This is a genomic window from Nocardioides sp. Z43_10 (genome assembly GCF_059766615.1).
Window position 1 is genome coordinate 45,174 of sequence record NZ_JCBAJY010000013.1, and the last position, 21,178, is coordinate 66,351.

The window sequence follows — 21,178 nt, forward strand, 5'->3', positions numbered from 1 at the left end:
TACTTTGCCGACGGTCAGGACCGTCCGCGTAGGGTCGTCGGCATGAGCACACGCACCGCCGACGGCCGTACGGCCGCGGCCTACTGGATCAGCATCATCGTCGGGCTCGTCATCCTCGGCGTCCTGGTGGTCTTCGTCGTGGTGCTGCCCAAGCTCGACGACGACTCCGACGTCGGCGGCGACGTCGCGCTGCCGGCGAAGCTGCCCGGCGGCTGGGTGGCCGTCGACGTGCCCCAGCCGGTCGACCCCGAGGCTCCGGTCCAGGAGGGCGCCGCCCCCCAGACCCAGGAGGACGCCGACCGCAACGCCGAGATGCTGGCCCTGGAGCGCGCCTACAGCGACGAGGTCCTCGGCGAGGTCGTCGACGGCACCGTGTCCACCCGCACCTACTTCGACACCGCCAACCAGCAGGTCCTGTGGGTGCAGTACTTCGGTGAGGAGCTCGGCTCGTTCGTGCCGGCCCTCGTGAACTCCCCGGAGGTGCGCGGCCTGGCCAAGCCCCCGGTGGAGCTCGACCGGGTGGACACCGCGACCACCTGCATGACCGAGTGGGCCGAGGTGCCGGCCGGACAGGCCGTGGACGAGGAGCAGGCCCGCGGCGGGGTGACCTGTCAGCGCAGCGAGGGCGGTCACACGCTGCGCGTCACCGGCCTGGGCATGGACCAGGACCGGACCGTGGAGATGCTCGACACCGTCGAGCGCGAGATCTCCTGAGCCTGGCTCAGGACCAGTAGACGACCACCCGGTCGCCGATCGCCACCTCGTCGAAGAGGGTCGCGATCGCGTCGTAGTCGCGCACGTTGACGCAGCCGTGCGAGGCCCCGTTGTAGCCGTTGGCCGCGAAGTCCGGCGAGTAGTGCACCGCCTGGCCGCCGGAGAAGAACATCGCGAACGGCATCGAGGTCTCGTAGATGCTCGAGACGTGGTCGCGGCTCTTGCTGAACACGCTGAAGCTGCCCTCCCGGGTCTCCAGGCCCACCCGGCCGAACCGCACGTCGACGCTCTCGCGGACGTCTCCGTCGACGACCCAGCGCAGGCTGTTGGTGGACTTGTCGATGCACAGCACCCGGCCGGCGCGACAGCGCGCGTCGAGCGCGCCGGGCTCGGGCTCGATGTTGAACAGCTGCTCGTGGGTCGGCTCGCTGGTCATCGCCACCAGCCGGTCCAGGGTCCGCTGGTCGACCTCCCCGGTCACCGGGATCGCGCGCTTGGCCTGGAAGCCGCGCACCGCCGCCACGACCGCCTCGTCGTAGCGGTCGGCGACGTCCGCGGACCACCAGGCGATCTGGGCCAGCCGGGCCTGCAGCTCGCGCACTTGCTCGCCCCGGTCGCCCAGCGAGAGCAGCGCCGGGCCCGGGCGCAGGATGTTGAGCAGCTGGTCGCGGGTGGGCGTCTCGGTCATCCGCACCAGCCGGGCCCAGGTCCGCGCGTCCGTCACCCCGCTCGCCTCCAGTCCGCGCTTGGCCTGGAAGCCCCGCACCGCCGCGCGGGTCTCGTCGTCGTAGGCGCCGGTCGTGGTCTCGGCGAACCACCCGAGCTGGAACAGCCGGTGCTGCAGCTCGCGGACCTGCCTGCCGCGCTGGCCCGGGGCGAGGACCGGCGCCGGGGCGGCGTCGTTCGGCCCGGCCGTCGGCGCGCCGGCCGCCTCGGGGGCGGGCTCGGGCGTCCGGGCGGGGGACGTCTGCGGCGCGGTCGTGTCCGAGGCCTGGCCGGCGGCGGAGGAGCCGGTGGCGGGGTCTGCGTCCGCCTCGTAGTGACGGATCGCCCAGCCCGCGCCGTACATCGTGGCGGCGAGCAGGGCCAGGCTGAGCGCCGTCACCACAAGCATCCGCAACGCCCTCATCGCACCTGCCCCATTCCCTGCCGTCTGTGTCGCCCGTCCCCGAGGGCGACCTCGAGTGTCGCCCAGATGAGGCCGGAATCACGGAATTGGCGCTCCGGCGCTGCGACCCCGTGTCGCACGTGCCGGCAGTCGGCCACGTAGTCTTCCCCGGTGGCCCGCGCAGACCTGGACAAGCAGCCGACCGACGTCCGTCGCATGTTCGATGCGGTGGCGAAGCGGTACGACCTCACCAACGACGTCCTCTCCCTGGGGCAGGACCGCCGGTGGCGACACGACGTGATCGACGCGGTCGATCCGCAGCCGGGAGAGCTGGTCCTCGACCTCGCAGCCGGCACCGGCACCTCGAGCCAGCCGTTCGCCGACCGCGGCGCGACGGTGGTCCCGTGCGACTTCTCCCTCGGCATGCTCCAGGTCGGCAAGTCCGCGCGCCCCGCCCTCCCGTTCGCCGCGGGCGACGGCACCAAGCTGCCGTTCGCCGACGCCACCTTCGACGCGGTCACGATCTCGTTCGGGCTGCGCAACATCGTCGACCCGCTGGCCGGGCTGCGCGAGCTGCGCCGCGTCACCAAGCCCGGCGGCCGGCTGGTCGTCTGCGAGTTCAGCCACCCCACCTGGGCGCCGTTTAGGACCCTGTACGTCGAGTACCTGATGAAGGCGCTGCCGCCGATCGCGCGCGCGGTCTCCTCGGCGCCCGACGCCTACGTCTACCTGGCGGAGTCGATCCGGGCGTGGCCCGACCAGCGGGGCCTCGCGGACCTCGTCGCGCGGGCCGGCTGGGCGCAGCCGCAGTGGCGCAACCTGAGCGGGGGCATCGTGGCCCTGCACCGCGCCCGGGCCTGAGGGGCCGGACCTCCGGGACTTAGGTCCTGAGGCTCCTGGGTCCTTCGGGGGCCGAGGTGGCGCCTGTGCCGAGGACTCGTAGACTGTGTTGCGCACCACTCGTGAACCGCTTCACAAGGTCACGAGGACAGATTCTGTGGCACGCGTCGTCGCCCTGACAGGGATGCCGCCCGCCGTTCGATCCGGGAAAGGGAAGCACCATGGAGCTCTACACGCCGGTGCTGGCGCTGGTGATCCTCGCGGCGGGTTTCGCGGTGGTGACGCTCATCCTGAGCGCCCTGGTCGGCCCGAAGCGCTACAACCGGGCCAAGCTCGAGTCCTACGAGTGCGGCATCGACCCGACGCCCCACGCGACCGGTGGCGGTCGCATCCCGGTGAAGTACTACATCACCGCGATGCTCTTCATCGTTTTCGACATCGAGATCATCTTCCTCTATCCGTGGGCCGTCCACTTCGACGCGATGCGGCTCTTCGGGCTGGTCGAGATGCTCCTGTTCATCGTCACGGTCTTCGTCGCCTACGCCTACGTGTGGCGTCGCGGCGGCCTGGACTGGGACTGATCACCGTGATCACGCCCCTCCCGATCACCGAAGGAATCTGACATGGGTCTGGAAGACAAGCTCCCGAGCGGCGTGCTGCTCTCCTCCGTCGAGGGTCTTGCCGGCTACATGCGCAAGGTCTCGTTCTGGCCGGCGTCGTTCGGTCTGGCCTGCTGCGCCATCGAGATGATGACCAGCGGCGGACCGAAGTACGACCTGGGTCGCTTCGGCATGGAGGTCTTCCGGGCCAGCCCCCGCCAGGCCGACCTGATGATCGTCGCCGGCCGGGTGAGCCAGAAGATGGCTCCCGTCGTGCGACAGATCTACGACCAGATGCCCAACCCCAAGTGGGTGCTGGCGATGGGCGTGTGCGCGAGCAGTGGCGGCATGTTCAACAACTACGCGGTCGTGCAGGGCGTGGACCACATCGTCCCGGTCGACATGTACCTCCCCGGCTGCCCCCCGCGCCCGGAGATGCTGATCGACGCGATCCTCAAGCTCCACGAGCAGGTCAAGCACACCAAGATGGGCGTGAACCGCGCCAACGAGATCATCGAGCGCGAGAACGAGGGCCTGCGCGCCCTGCCGACCTCCGAGATGCGAGGGCTGCTGCGATGAGCGACGACAAGCGGGACGCCTCGGCTCCCGACCAGCCGGCGACCGAGCAGTCGCCGGAGAACCACCTCCCCGCCCAGGCGGGCGAGGTGGAGCGGATCGGCACCCGGGTCGGCATGTTCGGCGTGCGCGGCTCCGGCGACACCTCCGGCTACGGCGGGCTGGTGCGCCAGGTGGTGCTGCCCGGCCCGTCCGCGCGCCCCTACGGCGGCTGGTTCGACGAGGTGGCCGACGCGCTCGAGGCCCGGCTCTCCGCGGGCGGCGTCACCACCGCCATCGAGAAGGTCGTCGTGCACCGGCGCGAGATCACCTTCCACGTACGGCGCGAGGACATCGTCGCGGTCGCCACGGCACTGCGCGACGACCCGGCGCTGCGCTTCGAGTACGCCTCGGGCGTGAGCGGGGTGCACTACCCCGAGGACATCGGGCGCGAGCTGCACGCGGTCTACCACCTGCTCTCGATGACGTACAACCGCCGGATCCGGCTCGAGGTCAGCTGCCCCGACGCCGATCCGCACATCCCCTCGATCGTGGCCGTCTACCCGACGTTGGACTGGCACGAGCGCGAGGCCTGGGACTTCTTCGGGATCATCTTCGACGGACACCCGGCGCTGACCCGGATCCTGATGCCCGACGACTGGCCCGGGCACCCGCAGCGCAAGGACTACCCGCTGGGCGGCATCCCGGTGGAGTACAAGGGCGGCACCATCCCGCCGCCGGACCAGCGGAGGTCGTACAACTGATGAGCACCTCAGACACCACACGAAACGCGCCCGGCCACGGCGAGGACCTCTTCGCCGGAGCCAACGAGACCTCCCAGGGTCGCGTGTTCACCGTCACCGGCCAGGACTGGGACTCGCTGGTCCAGGACATCTCCAGCGAGGCCGCCGACGAGCGGGTCGTGGTCAACATGGGCCCGCAGCACCCGTCCACCCACGGCGTGCTCCGGCTGATCCTCGAGCTCGAGGGCGAGACGGTCACCGAGGCCCGCTGCGGCATCGGCTACCTGCACACGGGCATCGAGAAGAACATGGAGTTCCGCTCCTGGACCCAGGGCGTCACGTTCTGCACCCGGATGGACTACCTGTCGCCCTTCTACAACGAGGCGGCCTACGTGCTGGGCGTCGAGCGGCTGCTCGACATCGAGGACGACATCCCGGAGAAGGCCCAGGTGATGCGGGTCCTGCTGATGGAGCTCAACCGGATCTCCTCGCACCTGGTCGCGGTCGCCACCGGCGGCATGGAGCTCGGCGCGCTCACGGTGATGACGATGGGCTTCCGCGAGCGTGAGCTCGTGCTGCACCTGTTCGAGCTGATCACCGGCCTGCGGATGAACCACGCGTTCATCCGTCCCGGCGGCGTCGCCCAGGACATGCCCCCCGGCGCGCTCGACGAGATCCGCGACTTCATCGCGCTGATGAAGAAGCGGCTGCCCGAGTACGCGGCGCTGTGCAACGCCAACCCCATCTTCAAGGGGCGCCTGGAGGGCATCGGCCACCTCGACCTCGCCGGCTGCCTGGCGCTGGGCATCACCGGTCCGGTGCTGCGCTCCACCGGCTACGCCTGGGACCTGCGCAAGACCCAGCCCTACTGCGGCTACGAGACCTACGACTTCGACGTCCAGACCTGGGACACCGCGGACTCCTACGGGCGCTTCCGGATCCGGCTCAACGAGATGAGCGAGTCGCTGAAGATCATCGAGCAGTGCGCCGACCGGCTCGCCGGCCTCGAGGGCGCGCCGGTGATGATCGGCGACAAGAAGATCGCCTGGCCCAGCCAGCTCGCCATCGGCAGCGACGGGATGGGCAACAGCCTCGACCACATCCGCCACATCATGGGCGAGTCGATGGAGGCGCTGATCCACCACTTCAAGCTGGTGACCGAGGGCTTCAAGGTGCCGGCCGGACAGGCCTACACCGCCGTCGAGTCGCCGCGCGGCGAGCTCGCGTGCCACGTCGTCTCCGACGGCGGCACCCGACCGTTCCGGGCGCACTTCCGCGACCCGTCGTTCACCAACCTGCAGGCGACCAGTGTGATGGCCGAGGGCGGCATGGTCGCCGACGTCATCGTGGCCATCGCCTCGATCGACCCCGTCATGGGAGGCGTGGACCGCTGATGCTCAGTCCAGAGACGTACGCCGAGCTCGAGCAGGTGGCCGCGCGATACCCGCAGCCGCGCTCGGGCCTGCTGCCGATGCTGCACCTCGTGCAGAGCGCCGAGGGACGGGTGACGGCCGAGGGGATCGAGGCCTGCGCCCAGATCCTCGGCATCACCGCCGCCGAGGTCAGCGGGGTCGCGACGTTCTACACGATGTACAAGCGCCGACCGGTGGGCGACTACCACGTCGGCGTGTGCACCAACACGCTGTGCGCGGTGATGGGCGGCGACCAGATCTTCGCCGACCTCAAGGAGCACCTCGACGTCGGCAACGACGAGACCACCGAGGACGGCAAGATCACCCTCGAGCACGTCGAGTGCAACGCGGCGTGCGACTACGCCCCGGTGGTGATGGTCAACTGGGAGTTCATGGACAACCAGACCCCCGAGTCCGCGCGCCAGCTGGTCGACGACCTGCGCGCCGGCAACGAGGTCCACTCCACCCGGGGACCGAAGCTGTGCACCTGGCGCGAGGCCGAGCGGGTGCTCGCCGGCTTCCCCGACGACCGTGCCGACGAGGGCCCGGCCGCCGGGCCCGCCTCGCTGGCCGGCCTCCAGGTCGCCCGTGAGCGGGGCTGGCGCGCGCCGTCGCCCAGCAGCGCCGGCACCCAGTCGCTGGAGACGTCCGCCACGGGCGCCAGCGAGCGCGCCGACACCTCGCGCGCCGAGTCGGAGACCAAGCTGGCCGAGTCGCCGGCAGACCTGCAGCACGACAAGGACAACAAGGCGGGGGAGGAGGCGAAGTGACCGACATGCTGACCCCGGTCCTCACCGACAACTGGGACGCCGACCGAAGCTGGACCCTGGAGTCCTACGAGGCCCACGACGGGTACGTCGGGCTGCGCAAGGCCCTGGCGATGACCCCCGACGACGTCATCTCCGCGGTCAAGGACTCCGGTCTGCGCGGCCGTGGCGGCGCGGGCTTCCCGACCGGCATGAAGTGGGGCTTCATCCCCCAGGACAACCCGAACCCGAAGTACCTCGTGGTCAACGCCGACGAGTCGGAGCCGGGCACCTGCAAGGACATCCCGCTGATGATGGCCAGCCCGCACACGCTCGTGGAGGGCGTGATCATCAGCTCCTACGCGATCCGGGCCAACACCGCGTTCATCTACGTGCGCGGCGAGGTCCTGCACGTGATCCGCCGGCTCCAGCGCGCGGTGCAGGAGGCCTACCTGGCCGGTCACCTCGGCAAGAACATCCACGGCAGCGGCTACGACCTCGACCTGATCGTGCACGCCGGCGCCGGTGCCTACATCTGCGGCGAGGAGACCGCCCTCCTCGACTCGCTCGAGGGGCGGCGCGGTCAACCGCGGCTGCGTCCGCCGTTCCCCGCGGTGGCCGGTCTCTACGCCAGCCCGACCGTGGTCAACAACGTGGAGTCCATCGCGTCGGTGCCCAGCATCGTGCGCAACGGGCCCGAGTGGTTCGCCTCGATGGGCACCGAGAAGTCCAAGGGCTACGTCATCTACTCCCTCTCCGGGCACGTGGCGCGCCCCGGGCAGTACGAGGCCCCGCTGGGGATCACCCTGCGCGAGCTGATCGACCTCGCCGGCGGGATGCGCGAGGGGCACGAGCTGAAGTTCTGGACCCCCGGTGGGTCCTCGACGCCGCTGCTGACCGCCGAGCACCTCGACATGCCGCTGGACTACGAGGCGGTCGGAGCGGCCGGCTCGATGCTCGGCACCCGCGCGCTGCAGATCTTCGACGAGACCGTGTGCGTGGTGCGCGCGGTGCTGCGCTGGACCGAGTTCTACAAGCACGAGTCCTGCGGCAAGTGCACCCCGTGCCGTGAGGGCACCTGGTGGCTCGCCCAGACCCTCGCGGCACTCGAGCGGGGACAGGGCACCGAGGACGACCTCGGGCTCCTCCTCGACCAGTGCGACAACATCCTGGGCCGCGCGTTCTGCGCGCTGGGCGACGGCGCGACCAGCCCGATCTCGTCGTCGATCCAGCACTTCCGCGACGAGTACCTCGCCCACCTGACCCACGGCGGCTGCCCCTTCGACCCCGCAGCCGCCACTGCCTTCGCGCCGAATCCGGCGCAGTCGGGAGCGCACGCATGACCACCACACCCGACCGGGCCGGCGTAGCCGACGACCTGGTCACCCTCACCGTCGACGGGGTCCAGGTCAGCGTCCCCAAGGACACCCTGGTGATCCGGGCAGCGGAGCAGATCGGGGTGCAGATCCCGCGGTTCTGCGACCACCCGCTGCTCGCGCCGGTCGGCGCCTGCCGCCAGTGCCTGGTCGAGGTCCCCGACGCGGGCAACGGCCGCGGTCTGCCCAAGCCGCAGGCCTCCTGCACGCTCCAGGTCGCCGACGGCATGGTCGTCAACACCCAGGCCACCAGCCCGGTCGCGGACAAGGCCCAGCAGGGGATCATGGAGTTCCTGCTGATCAACCACCCGCTGGACTGCCCGGTCTGCGACAAGGGCGGCGAGTGCCCCCTGCAGAACCAGGCGATGTCCAACGGGCGCGCCGAGTCGCGGTTCTCCGCCGGCGGCGGGGTCAAGCGCACCTTCCCCAAGCCGATCAACATCTCCGCGCAGGTCCTCCTCGACCGCGAGCGCTGCGTGCTCTGCGCGCGCTGCACCCGCTTCTCCGAGCAGATCGCCGGTGACCCGTTCATCGCGCTGATCGAGCGCGGCGCGCTGCAGCAGGTGGGCATCTACGAGAAGGAGCCCTTCGAGTCCTACTTCTCGGGCAACACCATCCAGATCTGCCCGGTCGGCGCGCTCACCAGCGCGGAGTACCGCTTCCGCTCGCGGCCCTTCGACCTGATCTCCACCCCCTCGATCGCCGAGCACGACGCCTGTGGCGCCGCGATCCGCGTCGACCACCGACGCGGCAAGGTGATGCGTCGCCTGGCCGGCAACGACCCGGAGGTGAACGAGGAGTGGATCACCGACAAGGACCGCTTCGCGTTCAACTACACCCGTACCCCTGACCGGCTCGCCTACCCGATGGTGCGCGACGCCGCGACCGGCGAGCTGCGCGCCGCCTCGTGGCCGGAGGCCTTCGAGGTCGCCGCCCGCGGACTGGCCGCAGCCGGCGCCTCGGCCGTGCTGACCGGCGGCCGGGTCACCGCCGAGGACGCCTACGCCTACAGCGCGTTCGCGCGGGTGGCGCTGGGCACCAACGACATCGACTTCCGCGCCCGGCCGCACTCGGCGGAGGAGGCGGCCTTCCTGGCCTCCCACGTCGCGCTCACCGGTCCCGGCGCTGGCGGCGTCACCTACGGCGACGTCGAGGGCTCGCGCACGGTCGTCCTGGCCGGCTTCGAGCCCGAGGACGAGGCCGGCACGCTCTTCCTGCGGCTGCGCAAGGCCAGCCGCAAGGGCACGCAGGTGATCAGCCTCGCGCCGTACACGAGCCGGGGGTCGCAGAAGCTCAACGCCCGCGTGGTGCCCACCGCGCCCGGCGAGGAGCCGGCCGCGCTGGCTGCCCTGGCCGGCGACGAGACCGCGGCGCTGGGCGCCGACAGCGTGATCCTGGTGGGGGAGCGGCTGGCCATCGTGCCCGGCGCTCTCACCGCCGCGCTCGAGCTGGCCCGCGCCACCGGCGCCAAGCTGGCCTGGATCCCGCGCCGGGCCGGCGACCGCGGCGCGCTCGAGGCCGGCTGCCTGCCCAACCTGCTGCCGGGCGGACGCCCGGTCGCTCAGGCCGACGCCCGAGTCGACGCCGCCACCGCGTGGGGCGTGGACCGGCTGCCCGAGGCCGAGGGCCGCGACGCCGACGCGATCGTCGCCGCGCTGCTCAGCGGTGAGCTCGGCGGCCTGGTCGTCGGCGGGGTGGACCCGCGCGACATGCCCGACCCCGAGGCGGCCCGCGCGGCCGTCGCGGCGGCCCGCTTCGTGGTCAGCCTCGAGCTGCGCGACACCGAGATCACCCGGGCCGCCGACGTGGTGTTCCCGGTGGCCGCGGTCACCAACAAGGCCGGCACGTTCGTCACCTGGGAGGGGCGCCCGCGCCCCTTCGACGCGGTCTTCTCCGACCCGCGCTCGCTGCCCGACCTGCGCGTGCTCGCGGGCATCGCCGAGGAGCTCGGCCGCCCGCTGGGCTTCCGCACCGTGCTCGACGTCCGCGCCCAGATGCAGCAGTTCGGCGCCTGGGACGGGGACCGCGCGGCGGCCCCGGCCACCGCGGCCGCCACCGCCGACCTCCCGGCGGCGGGCACCTTCGCCCTGGCCACCTGGAAGCAGCTGCTGGACAACGGCTCGATGCAGGACAACGACAAGTACCTCCATGCCACGGCCCGCCGCGCCGTCGCCCGCCTCCCGCGTGCGACGTACGGCGCGGTCGGCTCGACGGTCACCCTCACCGGCGACCGCGGCAGCGTCACCCTGCCGGCCGAGCCGGCCGACCTGCCCGACGGCGTGGTCTGGGTGCCGGGCAACTCCTTCGGCAACGGCGTCCTCGCCGACCTCGCCTCCGCGGGCAGCCGGGTCACCGTGAAGGGAGCAGACCAGTGATCTCGACCAGCGCGATCGTGCTGGCGGCCGAGGAGCCGCTCCAGCAGTTCGGCAGGGATCCGTGGTGGCTGATCATCACCAAGGTCGTCCTGATCTTCGTGGTGCTGCTGCTGCTGACCCTGTTCAACATCTGGTTCGAGCGGCGCGTCGTCGCTCGGATGCAGCACCGTCCCGGCCCCAACGTGAACGGCCCGTTCGGGCTGATGCAGTCGCTGGGCGACGCGATGAAGCTGATCTTCAAAGAAGACATCATCCCCAAGAACGTCGACAAGGTCGTCTTCCTGCTGGCGCCGGTGATCGTGGTGATCCCCGCGTTCGTGACGTTCGCGGTGGTGCCCTTCGGTCCTGAGGTCAAGCTGCCCTTCTCCGACCGGGTTACGCCGCTGCAGCTGACCGACATGCCGGTCGCGGTGCTCTTCGTGCTCGCGATCGCCTCGATCGGGATCTACGGCATCGTGCTCGGCGGCTGGTCCTCCGGCTCGCCCTACGCGCTGCTCGGCGGTCTGCGCTCCAGCGCCCAGATGATCTCCTACGAGGTCGCGATGGGCCTGGCGCTGGTGGCGGTCTTCCTCTACGCCGGCTCGATGTCGACCTCGGAGATCGTCGCCGCGCAGGACGACCTGTGGTTCGGGCTGATCCTCTTCCCGTCCTTTGCGATCTACGCGATCTCGATGGTCGGCGAGACCAACCGCGCGCCGTTCGACCTCCCAGAGGCCGAGGGCGAGCTGGTCGGCGGCTTCCACACCGAGTACTCCTCGATGAAGTTCGCGCTGTTCTTCCTCGCCGAGTACATCAACATGGCCACGGTCTCCGCGATCGCCACCACCCTGTTCCTCGGCGGCTGGCACGCGCCGTTCTGGATCGACGAGGTCTGGGCGGGTGCCAACGAGGGCTACTGGCCGCTGCTGTGGTTCCTCGGCAAGGTGCTGTTCTTCATCTTCATCTTCATCTGGCTGCGCGGCACCCTGCCCCGGCTGCGCTACGACCAGTTCATGGCGTTCGGCTGGAAGGTGCTGATCCCGGTCTCGCTGGTCTGGATCATCGCGGTCGCCACCGTGCGCGCCATCTCCCTGGAGGGCGGTGTGGACCGGCAGTACCTGCTGATCGGCATCGGCGTGCTCGCCGTCGCGATGATCGCGCTGTTCTTCGTCGGTGAGAAGGAGGACCCCGAAGCCGAGGAGATCGAGGCCAAGGAGCGCCTGTTCGTGAACACCGGCACCGGGTTCCCGGTGCCGCCGATGCCCGCCGGGGGTGCGGTCCGCGGTGCGGCCCGACCCCTGACCTTCGACAAGTCCGGTGACCCAGTCGGGTCGACGGCAGCCCGGACGGGTGAGGAGATCTGATGGCTGAGTCAAAGGGACTCAAGGAGCAGTTCTGGGACCCGATCGCGGGCTTCGGGGTGACCTTCCGGACCATGTTCAAGAAGGTCGTCACCGAGCAGTACCCCTTCGAGAAGGTGCCGACGGCGCCGCGCTTCCACGGCCGGCACCAGCTCAACCGCTGGCCCGACGGCCTGGAGAAGTGCATCGGCTGCGAGCTGTGCGCCTGGGCCTGCCCCGCCGACGCGATCTACGTCGAGGGCGCCTCGAACTCCGAGGACGAGCGGTTCAGCCCCGGTGAGCGCTACGGCCGCGTCTACCAGATCAACTACCTGCGTTGCATCCTGTGCGGGCTGTGCATCGAGGCCTGCCCGACCCGGGCGCTGACGATGACCAACGAGTATGAGCTGGCCGACGACAACCGGGCGGACCTCATCTACGAGAAGTCCGACCTGCTGGCGCCGCTGCTGCCCGGCATGGAGCAGCCTCCGCACGCGATGCTGCTCGGCGACGACGAGGGCGACTACTACCGCGGCACGTTCCGCACCGCCGACGCGGCTCCCGAGCCGGGCGCCGGCAGTCCCAACCTGAGCAAGGAGGCCGGTCGGTGACCGCTTTCTGGATCCTGGCCCCGGTCATGGTGATCGCGGCGCTGGCCATCCTCTTCGTGCGCAAGGCGGTCCACGCGGCCCTGCTGCTCGCGGTGGTGATGATCAGCCTCGCGGTGCTGTACCTGGTGCTCGAGGCGCCGTTCCTGTTCGCGGTGCAGATCATCGTCTACACCGGCGCCATCCTGATGCTCTTCCTGTTCGTGGTGATGCTGGTCGGCGTGGACGCCTCCGACTCGGTCGTGGAGACCATCCGGGGCCAGCGCGTGGTCGCCATCATCGGCGGGCTGCTGCTCGGCTCGGTGCTCGCGATCGGGCTCGCCCAGGTCTCGCTCGGCACCGCGGTCGGCCTCGAGGAGGCCAACGGCGCCGGCAACGTCCAGGCGCTGGCCAACATCCTGTTCTCCCGCTGGGTCTTCATCTTCGAGACCAGCTCGGCCCTGCTGATCACCGCCGCCGTCGGCGCCATGGTGCTCGCGCACCGCGAGCGCCTCTCGCCGAAGGAGGGGCAGATGGCGCTGGCCGCCGAGCGGATCCGCGCGTACGGCGAGAGCGGCAAGCACCCCGGTCCGCTGCCCGCGCCGGGTGTCTACGCCCGCCACAACGCGGTGGACACCCCGGCCCTGCTGCCCGACGGCAGCACCGCGCCGACGTCCATCTCGCGGGTTCTCGCCGCCCGTGGGTCGGTGCGCACGGCGCCGGCCGCCGCCGCGGAGATCGAGACCATCGAGCGCCAGCTCAAGGGCGGCTTCTCGGGCAACCCGAAGATCACCGGCCACACCGGCCCGGCCTCGGGCGAGGAGACCCCGATGAGCGCACCGCCCCAGGCCGCAGGCGCCACCGGCGACACCGCCGGCAGCATGAAGGAGGACGGTCGATGAGCGTCACGCCCTACATCGTCCTCTCGGGGATCCTGTTCACCATCGGCTGCGTCGGGGTGCTCACCCGGCGCAACGCCATCGTGGTGTTCATGTGCATCGAGCTGATGCTGAACTCCTGCAACCTCGCGCTGGTCACCTTCGCCAAGCAGCACGGCAACCTCGACGGACAGCTGGCGGCCTTCTTCGTGATGGTCGTCGCCGCCGCCGAGGTCGTGATCGGTCTCGCCATCATCATGACCATCTTCCGCACCCGCCGCTCGGCCTCGGTCGACGACGCCAGTCTGCTGAAGTACTAAAGGGAGACGGACCTTGTCGAACCTTTTCACCGAGGGCGGCCATGCCCTCGTACCGGTGATCGCACCGGGCGACCCCGAGGGCGTGCTCTCACTGATCTGGCTGGTGATCGCGCTGCCGCTGGCGGGTGCGGCGATCCTGCTGCTCGGCGGACGGCTCACCGACCGCTGGGGCCACCTGCTCGGCACGGCCACCGCGGTCGGCTCGTTCGCGGTCAGCCTCGCCATGTTCGTCGAGCTCCTCGGCCGTGACGGCGCCGACCGCCAGGTCGAGCAGCACCTGTTCACCTGGTTCGAGGCAGGCGGCCTCGAGGTGGGCATGGACCTGCTCTACGACCCGCTGGCGGCGCTGTTCCTGCTGCTGATCACCGGGGTCGGCTCGCTGATCCACGTGTACTCGATCGGCTACATGGCGCACGACCCGCGCCGGCGCCGGTTCTTCGCGTACCTGAACCTGTTCGTCGCGGCGATGCTGACGCTGGTCCTGGCGGCCAACTACCTGGTGCTGTTCCTCGGCTGGGAGGGCGTCGGCCTCGCGTCGTACCTGCTGATCGGCTTCTGGCAGCACAAGCCGTCCGCGGCCGCCGCCTCGATCAAGGCGTTCGTGATCAACCGGGTCGGCGACATGGGCATGGTGCTGGCGATCTCGTTGCTGTTCGTCACCTTCGGCACGGTCTCCTTCGCCGGCATCAGCGCGGTCTCCGCGGAGGCCTCGGAGAACACGATGACCGCGATCGGCCTGCTGCTGCTGCTGGGTGCCTGCGCCAAGTCCGCGCAGGTCCCGCTGCAGGCCTGGCTGCTCGACGCGATGGAGGGCCCGACCCCCGTCTCGGCGCTGATCCACGCCGCGACGATGGTCACCGCGGGCGTCTACCTGGTCACCCGCTCCAACTTCATCTTCGACCAGGCGCCGATCGCCCAGACCGCCGTGGTCATCGTGGGCTGCGTGACGCTGCTGTGGGGTGCGGTCATCGGCTGCGCCAAGGACGACATCAAGAAGGCGCTGGCCGGCTCGACGATGAGCCAGATCGGCTACATGATGCTCGCCGCCGGCCTCGGCCCGGCCGGCTACGCGTTCGCGATCTTCCACCTGCTCACGCACGGCTTCTTCAAGGCCAACATGTTCCTCGGCGCCGGCTCGGTCATGCACGCGATGGACGACGACGTCGACATGCGCCACTACGGCGCGCTGCGCAAGGCGCTGCCGGTCACCTTCGCGACCTTCGCGATGGGCTACCTGGCGATCATCGGCTTCCCGGGCTTCGCCGGCTTCTGGTCCAAGGACAAGATCATCGAGACCGCCTTCGCCGAGAACACCGTGGTCGGCCTGGCCGCGCTGCTCGGTGCCGGCGTCACCGCGTTCTACATGACCCGGCTGATGCTGATGACGTTCTTCACCGACAAGCGCTGGGCGCCCGAGACGCACCCGCACGAGTCGCCCAAGCTGATGACGTTCCCGCTGATCGTGCTCGCGGCGCTCTCGGTGTTCGGCGGCTTCCTGCTGCTCGGCAACTGGATCGTCGACTGGCTCTCCCCGGTCGTCGGCTCCGCGCCGCACCATGAGCCTCCGCTGCCGGCCATCGTGATGACGCTGATCGTGACCCTGGTGGTCGCGGTGGGCGTGGCCGTCGCCTGGATCCTCGTCGGGCGCCGTCCGGTGCCCCGTGAGGCTCCCCGCGACGTCTCCTTCGCGACCCGGGCGGCTCGCGCCGACCTGTACGGCGACGCCATCAACAACGGGCTGGTGGTCCAGCCGGGCCTCGCCCTGACCAGTGGCCTCGCGGTGATGGATCGCACCGTGGTCGACGGGGTCGTCGAAGGCGGCTCCGCGGCCGTCGGCGGCGTGTCCCAGCGACTGCGCCGGATCCAGAACGGCTTCGTCCGCTCCTATGCCCTCTCCCTCCTCGGCGGCGTGCTGCTCGTCGTCATGGCCCTGCTGGCGGTGACCCTCGCATGAACGACTTCCCCTGGCTCACCGCGATGATCGTGGTGCCGCTCGTCGGCGCCGGCGTCGTCGCCGTGCTGCCCCGCAAGCCGGGCGCGGCGCTGACCAAGTGGGTGGCGCTCGGCTTCTCGCTGGCCACGCTGGTCGTGGCCGCGCTGCTCACCTCGGTCTACGACGTCGGCGGGGGCATGCAGCTCACCGAGACCCACGAGTGGATCGGCGCCCTGGGCGTCCACTACGCGGTGGGTGTCGACGGCCTCGGCCTGGTGATGCTGCTGCTGACCGCGGTGCTCGTGCCGATCGTGATCGGCGCCTCGTGGAACGACGCGGACGGGCCGGTCGCCGGCCTGAGCGGCGCACGTAGCACCAACACGTTCTTCGCCTGGGTCCTCGGCCTCGAGGCGGCCGCCGTCGCGGTGTTCGCCGCGACCGACGTCTTCATGTTCTACGTCGTCTTCGAGGCGACGCTGATCCCGGCCTACTTCCTGGTGGGCGGCTTCGGAGGCGCGGGCCGGGCCCGCGCCGCGGTGAAGTTCCTGGTCTTCCAGCTCGCCGGCGGGCTGATCATGCTGGCCTCGGTGATCGGGCTCTACGTCCTCTCCGCCGACGCCGGCACCCCGTCGTACCTGCTCAGTGACCTGGCGGCGCTCGACATCGGCGTCACCGAGGGCCGCTGGCTCTTCCTCGGCTTCTTCATCGCCTTCGCGGTCAAGGCGCCGCTGTTCCCGGTGCACACCTGGCTGGCCGACACCACGGCCGCGGCGACCCCGGGCACCAGCGTGCTGCTGGTCTCGATCCTCGACAAGATCGGCACCTTCGGGATGATCCGGTTCTGCCTGGGGCTCTTCCCGGAGGCCTCGCAGTGGGCCACCCCGGTGGTCGTGGTGATCGCGCTGGTCTCGATCGTCTACGGCGCGCTGGTCGCGATCGGCCAGGACGACATGCTGCGCCTGATCGGTCTGACCTCGCTGTCGCACTTCGGGTTCATCGTGCTGGGCATCTTCGTCTTCAGCACCCAGGGCGGCTCCGGCGCGATCCTCTACATGGTCAACCACGGGCTCGGCACCGCCGCGCTCTTCCTGGCGGCCGGCTACCTGATCCGCCGTCGTGGCACCGCCTCGATCCGGGCGATCTCGGGTGTGGAGAAGACCGCTCCGGTCCTCGCCGGCCTGTTCCTGGTCGCGGGTCTGGCGACGCTGGGCCTGCCCGGCCTCTCGCCGTTCGTCTCGGAGTTCATGGTCCTGCTGTCGGCGTTCAGCTACGCCTGGTGGGCCGGCGCGATCGCGGTCACCGGCATCGTGCTGGCGGCGATCTACATCCTGTGGATGTACCAGCGCACGATGACCGGCCCCGAGCGCCCGGAGAACGTCGGGATGCCCGATCTGAACCGTCGCGAGATCGGCGCGATGGCGCCGCTGGTGGCCGCGCTGCTCGTGCTCGGCTTCTACCCGATGCCGCTGCTCGACGTGATCAACCCGGGCGTCGAGACCACCCTGGAGCACGTCGGGGTGACCGACGACGATCCGACCGTCCCCGCCGCCGACCCCTCGGTGGACAGCGGGCACAGCAAGGCTGAGGAAGGCGCTCACTGATGGAGTTCATCAAGCCCACGATCGAGTACGCCGAGCTCTGGCCGCTGCTGGTCGTCCTCGGCGCCGCCTGCCTCGGTGTCCTGGTCGAGGCGTTCCTGCCCCGGGCGCGTCGCTTCCTGGTGCAGACCCTGCTGGCCGGCGCCAGCCTCGTCGTCGCTTTCGTCGGCGTCGTGATGATCGCCGGGGACGTCGAGGAGCACGCCGACGGCGCCGCCCGGGGGATCCTCGGTGCCGGTGGCTCGCTGGTCGTCGACGGGCCCACCCTGTTCCTCTGGGGCCTGATCCTGCTGCTCGCCATCGGCGGGGTGCTGCTCTTCGCCGAGCGTCGTCTCGAGGGCGGCCTGACCGCGTTCGCCGGCCAGGCGGCCGCGCTGCCGGGCAGCGACGCGGAGCGCGAGGCGTCCGCGCGCGGCATCGAGCACACCGAGGTCTACCCGCTGCTGATGTTCTCGGTGGCCGGCATGCTGCTCTTCCCGGCCTCGGGCGACCTGGTCACGATGTTCGTGGCCCTCGAGGTCCTCTCGCTGCCGCTCTACCTGCTGACCGGGCTGGCGCGACGTCGCCGGCTGCTCAGCCAGGAGGCGGCCCTGAAGTACTTCCTGCTCGGCGCCTTCTCCTCGGCGTTCTTCCTCTACGGCGTCGCGCTGGTCTACGGCTACGCCGGGACGATGGACTTCGCCGGCATCGACGCCGCCGTGCGCGGCGGCGGGGAGAACGAGGTCCTGCTGCTGATCGGCATGGGCATGCTGGCCGTCGGCCTGCTGTTCAAGGTCGGTGCGGCCCCGTTCCACTCCTGGACCCCCGACGTCTACCAGGGTGCGCCGACGGCGCTGACGGCGTTCATGTCGGCCGGCACCAAGGTGGCCGCCTTCGGGGCGATGCTGCGCCTGTTCTACGTGGCCTTCGGGTCCGACCGCTGGAGCTGGCAGCCGATGATGTGGGTCATCGCGATCCTCACCATGGTGGTCGGCGCGGTGCTGGCGATCACCCAGAGCGACATCAAGCGGATGCTGGCCTACTCGTCGGTGGCGCACACCGGCTTCCTGCTCGCCGGCGTGCTCGGCGTGCGCGGGGCCAGCGAGATCGGCGACGGGTCGATCACCTCGCTGCAGGCGGTGCTGTTCTACCTGGTGACCTACGGCTTCGCGGTGCTCGGTGCGTTCGCGGTCGTCACGCTGGTGCGTGACGGCGGCGGCGAGACCACCCACACCGACCGCTGGGCGGGGCTGGGCAAGGAGGCTCCGGTGGTCGCCGGTGTCTTCGCGGTCTTCCTGCTCGCGATGGCGGGCATCCCGCTCACCTCGGGCTTCGTCGGCAAGTGGGCGGTCTTCGCGGCCGCCGGCTCCGCCGGTGCCTGGCCGGTCGTCATCGCCGGTGTGCTCACCAGCGCGGTGGCCGCGTTCTTCTACATCCGGGTGATCGTGCTGATGTACTTCGCCGACCCGATCGGCGACGGCCCCGCGGTCGCTGTGCCCTCCGTGCTCACCGCGGTGACCATCGGTGTCGCTGTGGCGGTCACCGTCGTCCTGGGCGTGCTGCCCGGCCCGGTGTTGGATCTCGCCGGGCATGCGGGAGGATTCATCAGGTGACCGCAGATTCTGCCCTCAGTGGGACCACGTCCGGACTCGCCCTTCCTGTCGTCGACGAGGCGCTGGCCGACCGGCTGCGCGCCCGGATGGCGCAGGTCGAGAAGGCCCTCGACGCCCACGTCAACAGCCGCGCCCGGTTCGTCAGCGAGGCGGCCGGGCATCTGATGCACGCCGGCGGCAAGCGGTTCCGGCCGCTGCTGGTCCTGCTGGCCGCGGAGACCGGGGAGCACGCCGACAGCCCCGAGGTGCTGCAGGCGGCGTGCGTCGTCGAGCTGACCCACCTGGCGTCGCTCTACCACGACGACGTGATGGACGAGGCCGCGCTGCGTCGCGGTGCGGACTCGGCCAACGCCCGCTGGGACAACCACGTGGCGATCCTGACCGGCGACTTCCTCTTCGGCCGCTCCTCCGAGCTGACCGCGGGCCTGGGCCCGGAGGCCGTGCTGATCCAGGCGCAGACGTTCATGCGGCTGGTCGAGGGCCAGATCATGGAGACCGTGGAGCCCGCCCCCGGCGAGGACCCGCTGGCCCACTACCTCGACGTGGTGGCCGGCAAGACGGGCTCCCTGATCGCCACCTCCGCGCGCTACGGCGCCATGTTCGGCGGCGCGTCCGCGGAGGTCGTGCAGGCGCTGACCGAGTACGGCGAGATCGTCGGCGCCGCCTTCCAGCTCTCCGACGACATCCTCGACATCGCCTCGGAGTCCGACGAGTCGGGCAAGACCCCGGGCACCGACCTGCGCGAGGGCGTCCCGACGCTGCCGGTGCTGATGGCCAAGGCCTCCGGCGACCCGGCGGACGCGCGGCTCCTCGAGCTGCTGGACTCCGACCTCAGCGACGACGCCCGCCACGCCGAGACCCTCGGGCTGCTGCGACGCCACCCGGCGATGGCGCAGGCCCGCGAGTACGTGGTCGGCCAGGCCCAGGAGGCCAAGCGCCGCCTGGAGGTCCTCGCGCCGGGCCCGGTGCGCACCGCCCTGGAGGCGTTCGCCGACGTGGTGGCCAACCGCTCCTCCTGAGGCGGGCGCTCCGCCCGCCGTACGGGTGGGGCTGGGGGTGGTGCGGGCTGTCGATTGGTCAGAGACGGCAGGTCGCGGGCCGGTTTGGCGCCCGTTGGGGACCAAACGGCGATGATGTCGCCCGCCGCACGTCTCGCCGGTCGGCCGCCTCGCCCGAGCGCGGTGGGGCGCTGCTCCCGGGATGGGACGTGGTGAGTCGCCGATTGGTCAGAGACGGCACGTCGAGGGCCGGTTTGGCACCCGTTGGGGACCAAACGGTGACGATGTCGCCTGCCGTTACGTTTGGCCGGTCGGCTGCCCCGCTCGGCCGCGGTGGGGCGCTGGTCCCGGGATGGGGCGTGGTGGGTCGCCGATTGGTCAGAGACGGCATGTTCTAGGCCGGAATCGCGCCCGTTGGGGACCAAACGGCAAGGCTGGGCGCCCACCCGACGCCGGACCCCACGCCCGCCGCCCACGCCCCCGGGCGCCCCCTCAGAGCGCGCTGGCCTGGGCGGCGAGGCGGAGCTGACGGCGGCGGTGGTTGATCGCCTCCACGGTGAAGACGGCCAGCGCGACCCAGACCAGGCCGAAGCCGACCCAGCGGCCGGCGGGCATCGGCTCGTGGAAGATCAGCACCCCGAGCGCGAACTGGAGGATCGGGGCGAGGTACTGCAGCAGCCCGAGCGTCACCATGGACACCCGGGTCGCGGCCGCGCCGAAGCAGATCAGGGGTACGGCGGTGACGATGCCGGTCGAGGCCAGCAGCAGCGCGTGGCCGACTCCGTGGTTGCCGAAGGTGGAGGCGCCGGTGGCGACGAGGAACCCGATGTACGCCGCGGCGAGGGGCGAGAGCACCGCGGTCTCCACGGCCAGGCTCTCCACGGCTCCGGCGTTCGCGATCTTCTTCATCAGCCCGTAGACGCCGAAGGAGCAGGCGAGGACGAGGGCGACGTAGGGCAGTCGGCCGTAGTCGAGGGTCAGCACCACCACCGCCACGCCCGCGAGCGCGAGAGCGGCCCACTGCAGGCGGCGCAGCCGCTCGCCGAGGATCAGCACGCCCATCAGCACGGTGACCAGCGGGTTGATGAAGTAGCCCAGTGACGACTCGACGACCCGGTCGTGGGTGACGCCCCAGATGTAGGTGCCCCAGTTGATCGAGATCGTCACCGCCGCCACCGTGAGCAGCGCCAGCGTCCGGGGACGGTGCACCAGCTCCATGACCTGGCGGCCCCGCCCGGTCAGCAGCACCAGCAGGCCCATCGTGATCGCCGACCAGAGGACCCGGTGGGCCAGCACCTCGACGGCGCCGGCCGGTTCGAGCAGCGGCCAGTAGAGCGGGAAGGCGCCCCAGAGCACGTAGGCGACCACGCCGAACAGGAAACCTCGACGCTGATCGGTCACCGACGCAGCATAGTGGCCGGTCCAGGCCACCCACGGCGCACCGTTTGTCACCGGGACACGTCGGGTAGGACCGGGCCGTTCGAT

General features: G+C 70.8%; 19 protein-coding genes. 17 read left to right on the forward strand and 2 right to left on the reverse strand.

The window, feature by feature from the left end:
* Positions 1 to 42: 42 nt before the first annotated feature.
* Positions 43 to 714: a hypothetical protein gene (locus AC6EI4_RS18605; RefSeq protein WP_498452371.1), complete on the forward strand. Its 672-nt coding sequence runs from the start codon at positions 43 to 45 to the stop codon at positions 712 to 714.
* 7 nt (positions 715 to 721) lie between these two features.
* Here the strand turns inward: AC6EI4_RS18605 and AC6EI4_RS18610 are convergent, their stop codons facing one another.
* Complete coding sequence (locus AC6EI4_RS18610; protein ID WP_498452372.1) at positions 722 to 1,828, reverse strand: L,D-transpeptidase family protein; 1,107 nt, start codon at positions 1,826 to 1,828, stop codon at positions 722 to 724.
* Between the two features lie 165 nt (positions 1,829 to 1,993).
* Here AC6EI4_RS18610 and AC6EI4_RS18615 point away from each other — a divergent pair, with 165 nt between their 5' ends.
* The 16 genes from AC6EI4_RS18615 to AC6EI4_RS18690 all read left to right on the forward strand — a co-directional run bounded on the left by AC6EI4_RS18615 (position 1,994) and on the right by AC6EI4_RS18690 (position 19,714).
* The gene (locus AC6EI4_RS18615; RefSeq protein WP_498452373.1) at positions 1,994 to 2,683 is read left to right on the forward strand and encodes a demethylmenaquinone methyltransferase; all 690 of its coding nucleotides are present in this window, start codon (positions 1,994 to 1,996) and stop codon (positions 2,681 to 2,683) included.
* 200 nt (positions 2,684 to 2,883) lie between these two features.
* Positions 2,884 to 3,243, forward strand: coding sequence for an NADH-quinone oxidoreductase subunit A (locus tag AC6EI4_RS18620; RefSeq protein ID WP_498425405.1), 360 nt, complete (start codon positions 2,884 to 2,886; stop codon positions 3,241 to 3,243).
* A 42-nt stretch (positions 3,244 to 3,285) separates the two neighbouring features.
* Positions 3,286 to 3,840, forward strand: a complete 555-nt coding sequence (locus AC6EI4_RS18625; protein ID WP_498452374.1) for a NuoB/complex I 20 kDa subunit family protein — start codon at positions 3,286 to 3,288, stop codon at positions 3,838 to 3,840.
* Positions 3,837 to 4,580 (forward strand): NADH-quinone oxidoreductase subunit C, encoded by a 744-nt coding sequence (locus AC6EI4_RS18630; protein WP_498452375.1) that lies wholly within the window; start codon positions 3,837 to 3,839, stop codon positions 4,578 to 4,580. Before AC6EI4_RS18625 ends, AC6EI4_RS18630 begins: the two co-directional genes overlap by 4 nt.
* Entirely contained in the window at positions 4,580 to 5,953 is a 1,374-nt protein-coding gene (locus tag AC6EI4_RS18635) for an NADH-quinone oxidoreductase subunit D (RefSeq protein WP_498425423.1), read from the forward strand. Before AC6EI4_RS18630 ends, AC6EI4_RS18635 begins: the two co-directional genes overlap by 1 nt.
* On the forward strand, positions 5,953 to 6,741 hold the full coding sequence (gene nuoE / locus AC6EI4_RS18640; RefSeq protein WP_498425424.1) for an NADH-quinone oxidoreductase subunit NuoE: 789 nt from the start codon (positions 5,953 to 5,955) through the stop codon (positions 6,739 to 6,741). The genes AC6EI4_RS18635 and nuoE overlap by 1 nt, the downstream gene beginning before the upstream one ends.
* Positions 6,738 to 8,060 (forward strand): NADH-quinone oxidoreductase subunit NuoF, encoded by a 1,323-nt coding sequence (nuoF, locus tag AC6EI4_RS18645; protein WP_498425425.1) that lies wholly within the window; start codon positions 6,738 to 6,740, stop codon positions 8,058 to 8,060. The genes nuoE and nuoF overlap by 4 nt, the downstream gene beginning before the upstream one ends.
* Positions 8,057 to 10,468, forward strand: a complete 2,412-nt coding sequence (locus AC6EI4_RS18650; RefSeq protein ID WP_498452376.1) for an NADH-quinone oxidoreductase subunit G — start codon at positions 8,057 to 8,059, stop codon at positions 10,466 to 10,468. The genes nuoF and AC6EI4_RS18650 overlap by 4 nt, the downstream gene beginning before the upstream one ends.
* Positions 10,468 to 11,811, forward strand: coding sequence for an NADH-quinone oxidoreductase subunit NuoH (nuoH, locus tag AC6EI4_RS18655; RefSeq protein WP_498452398.1), 1,344 nt, complete (start codon positions 10,468 to 10,470; stop codon positions 11,809 to 11,811). The genes AC6EI4_RS18650 and nuoH overlap by 1 nt, the downstream gene beginning before the upstream one ends.
* Positions 11,811 to 12,398 carry an NADH-quinone oxidoreductase subunit NuoI gene (nuoI, locus tag AC6EI4_RS18660; protein WP_498452377.1) on the forward strand — a complete coding sequence of 196 codons (588 nt, stop codon included), beginning with the start codon at positions 11,811 to 11,813 and terminating at the stop codon, positions 12,396 to 12,398. The genes nuoH and nuoI overlap by 1 nt, the downstream gene beginning before the upstream one ends.
* Positions 12,395 to 13,276, forward strand: a complete 882-nt coding sequence (locus tag AC6EI4_RS18665) for an NADH-quinone oxidoreductase subunit J (RefSeq protein WP_498420631.1) — start codon at positions 12,395 to 12,397, stop codon at positions 13,274 to 13,276. Before nuoI ends, AC6EI4_RS18665 begins: the two co-directional genes overlap by 4 nt.
* Positions 13,273 to 13,572 carry an NADH-quinone oxidoreductase subunit NuoK gene (gene nuoK / locus AC6EI4_RS18670; RefSeq protein ID WP_498420632.1) on the forward strand — a complete coding sequence of 100 codons (300 nt, stop codon included), beginning with the start codon at positions 13,273 to 13,275 and terminating at the stop codon, positions 13,570 to 13,572. The genes AC6EI4_RS18665 and nuoK overlap by 4 nt, the downstream gene beginning before the upstream one ends.
* 55 nt (positions 13,573 to 13,627) lie before the next feature.
* Entirely contained in the window at positions 13,628 to 15,526 is a 1,899-nt protein-coding gene (gene nuoL / locus AC6EI4_RS18675) for an NADH-quinone oxidoreductase subunit L (RefSeq protein WP_498421678.1), read from the forward strand.
* Complete coding sequence (locus tag AC6EI4_RS18680; RefSeq protein ID WP_498452378.1) at positions 15,523 to 17,106, forward strand: NADH-quinone oxidoreductase subunit M; 1,584 nt, start codon at positions 15,523 to 15,525, stop codon at positions 17,104 to 17,106. The genes nuoL and AC6EI4_RS18680 overlap by 4 nt, the downstream gene beginning before the upstream one ends.
* Positions 17,106 to 18,695: an NADH-quinone oxidoreductase subunit NuoN gene (nuoN, locus tag AC6EI4_RS18685; RefSeq protein WP_498452379.1), complete on the forward strand. Its 1,590-nt coding sequence runs from the start codon at positions 17,106 to 17,108 to the stop codon at positions 18,693 to 18,695. The genes AC6EI4_RS18680 and nuoN overlap by 1 nt, the downstream gene beginning before the upstream one ends.
* A gap of 86 nt (positions 18,696 to 18,781) precedes the next feature.
* Positions 18,782 to 19,714, forward strand: a complete 933-nt coding sequence (locus tag AC6EI4_RS18690; protein WP_498421679.1) for a polyprenyl synthetase family protein — start codon at positions 18,782 to 18,784, stop codon at positions 19,712 to 19,714.
* Positions 19,715 to 20,185: 471 nt separating this feature from the next.
* Here AC6EI4_RS18690 and rarD read toward each other — a convergent pair whose 3' ends face one another.
* Positions 20,186 to 21,094, reverse strand: coding sequence for an EamA family transporter RarD (gene rarD, locus AC6EI4_RS18695; RefSeq protein WP_498452380.1), 909 nt, complete (start codon positions 21,092 to 21,094; stop codon positions 20,186 to 20,188).
* Positions 21,095 to 21,178: the final 84 nt, after the last annotated feature.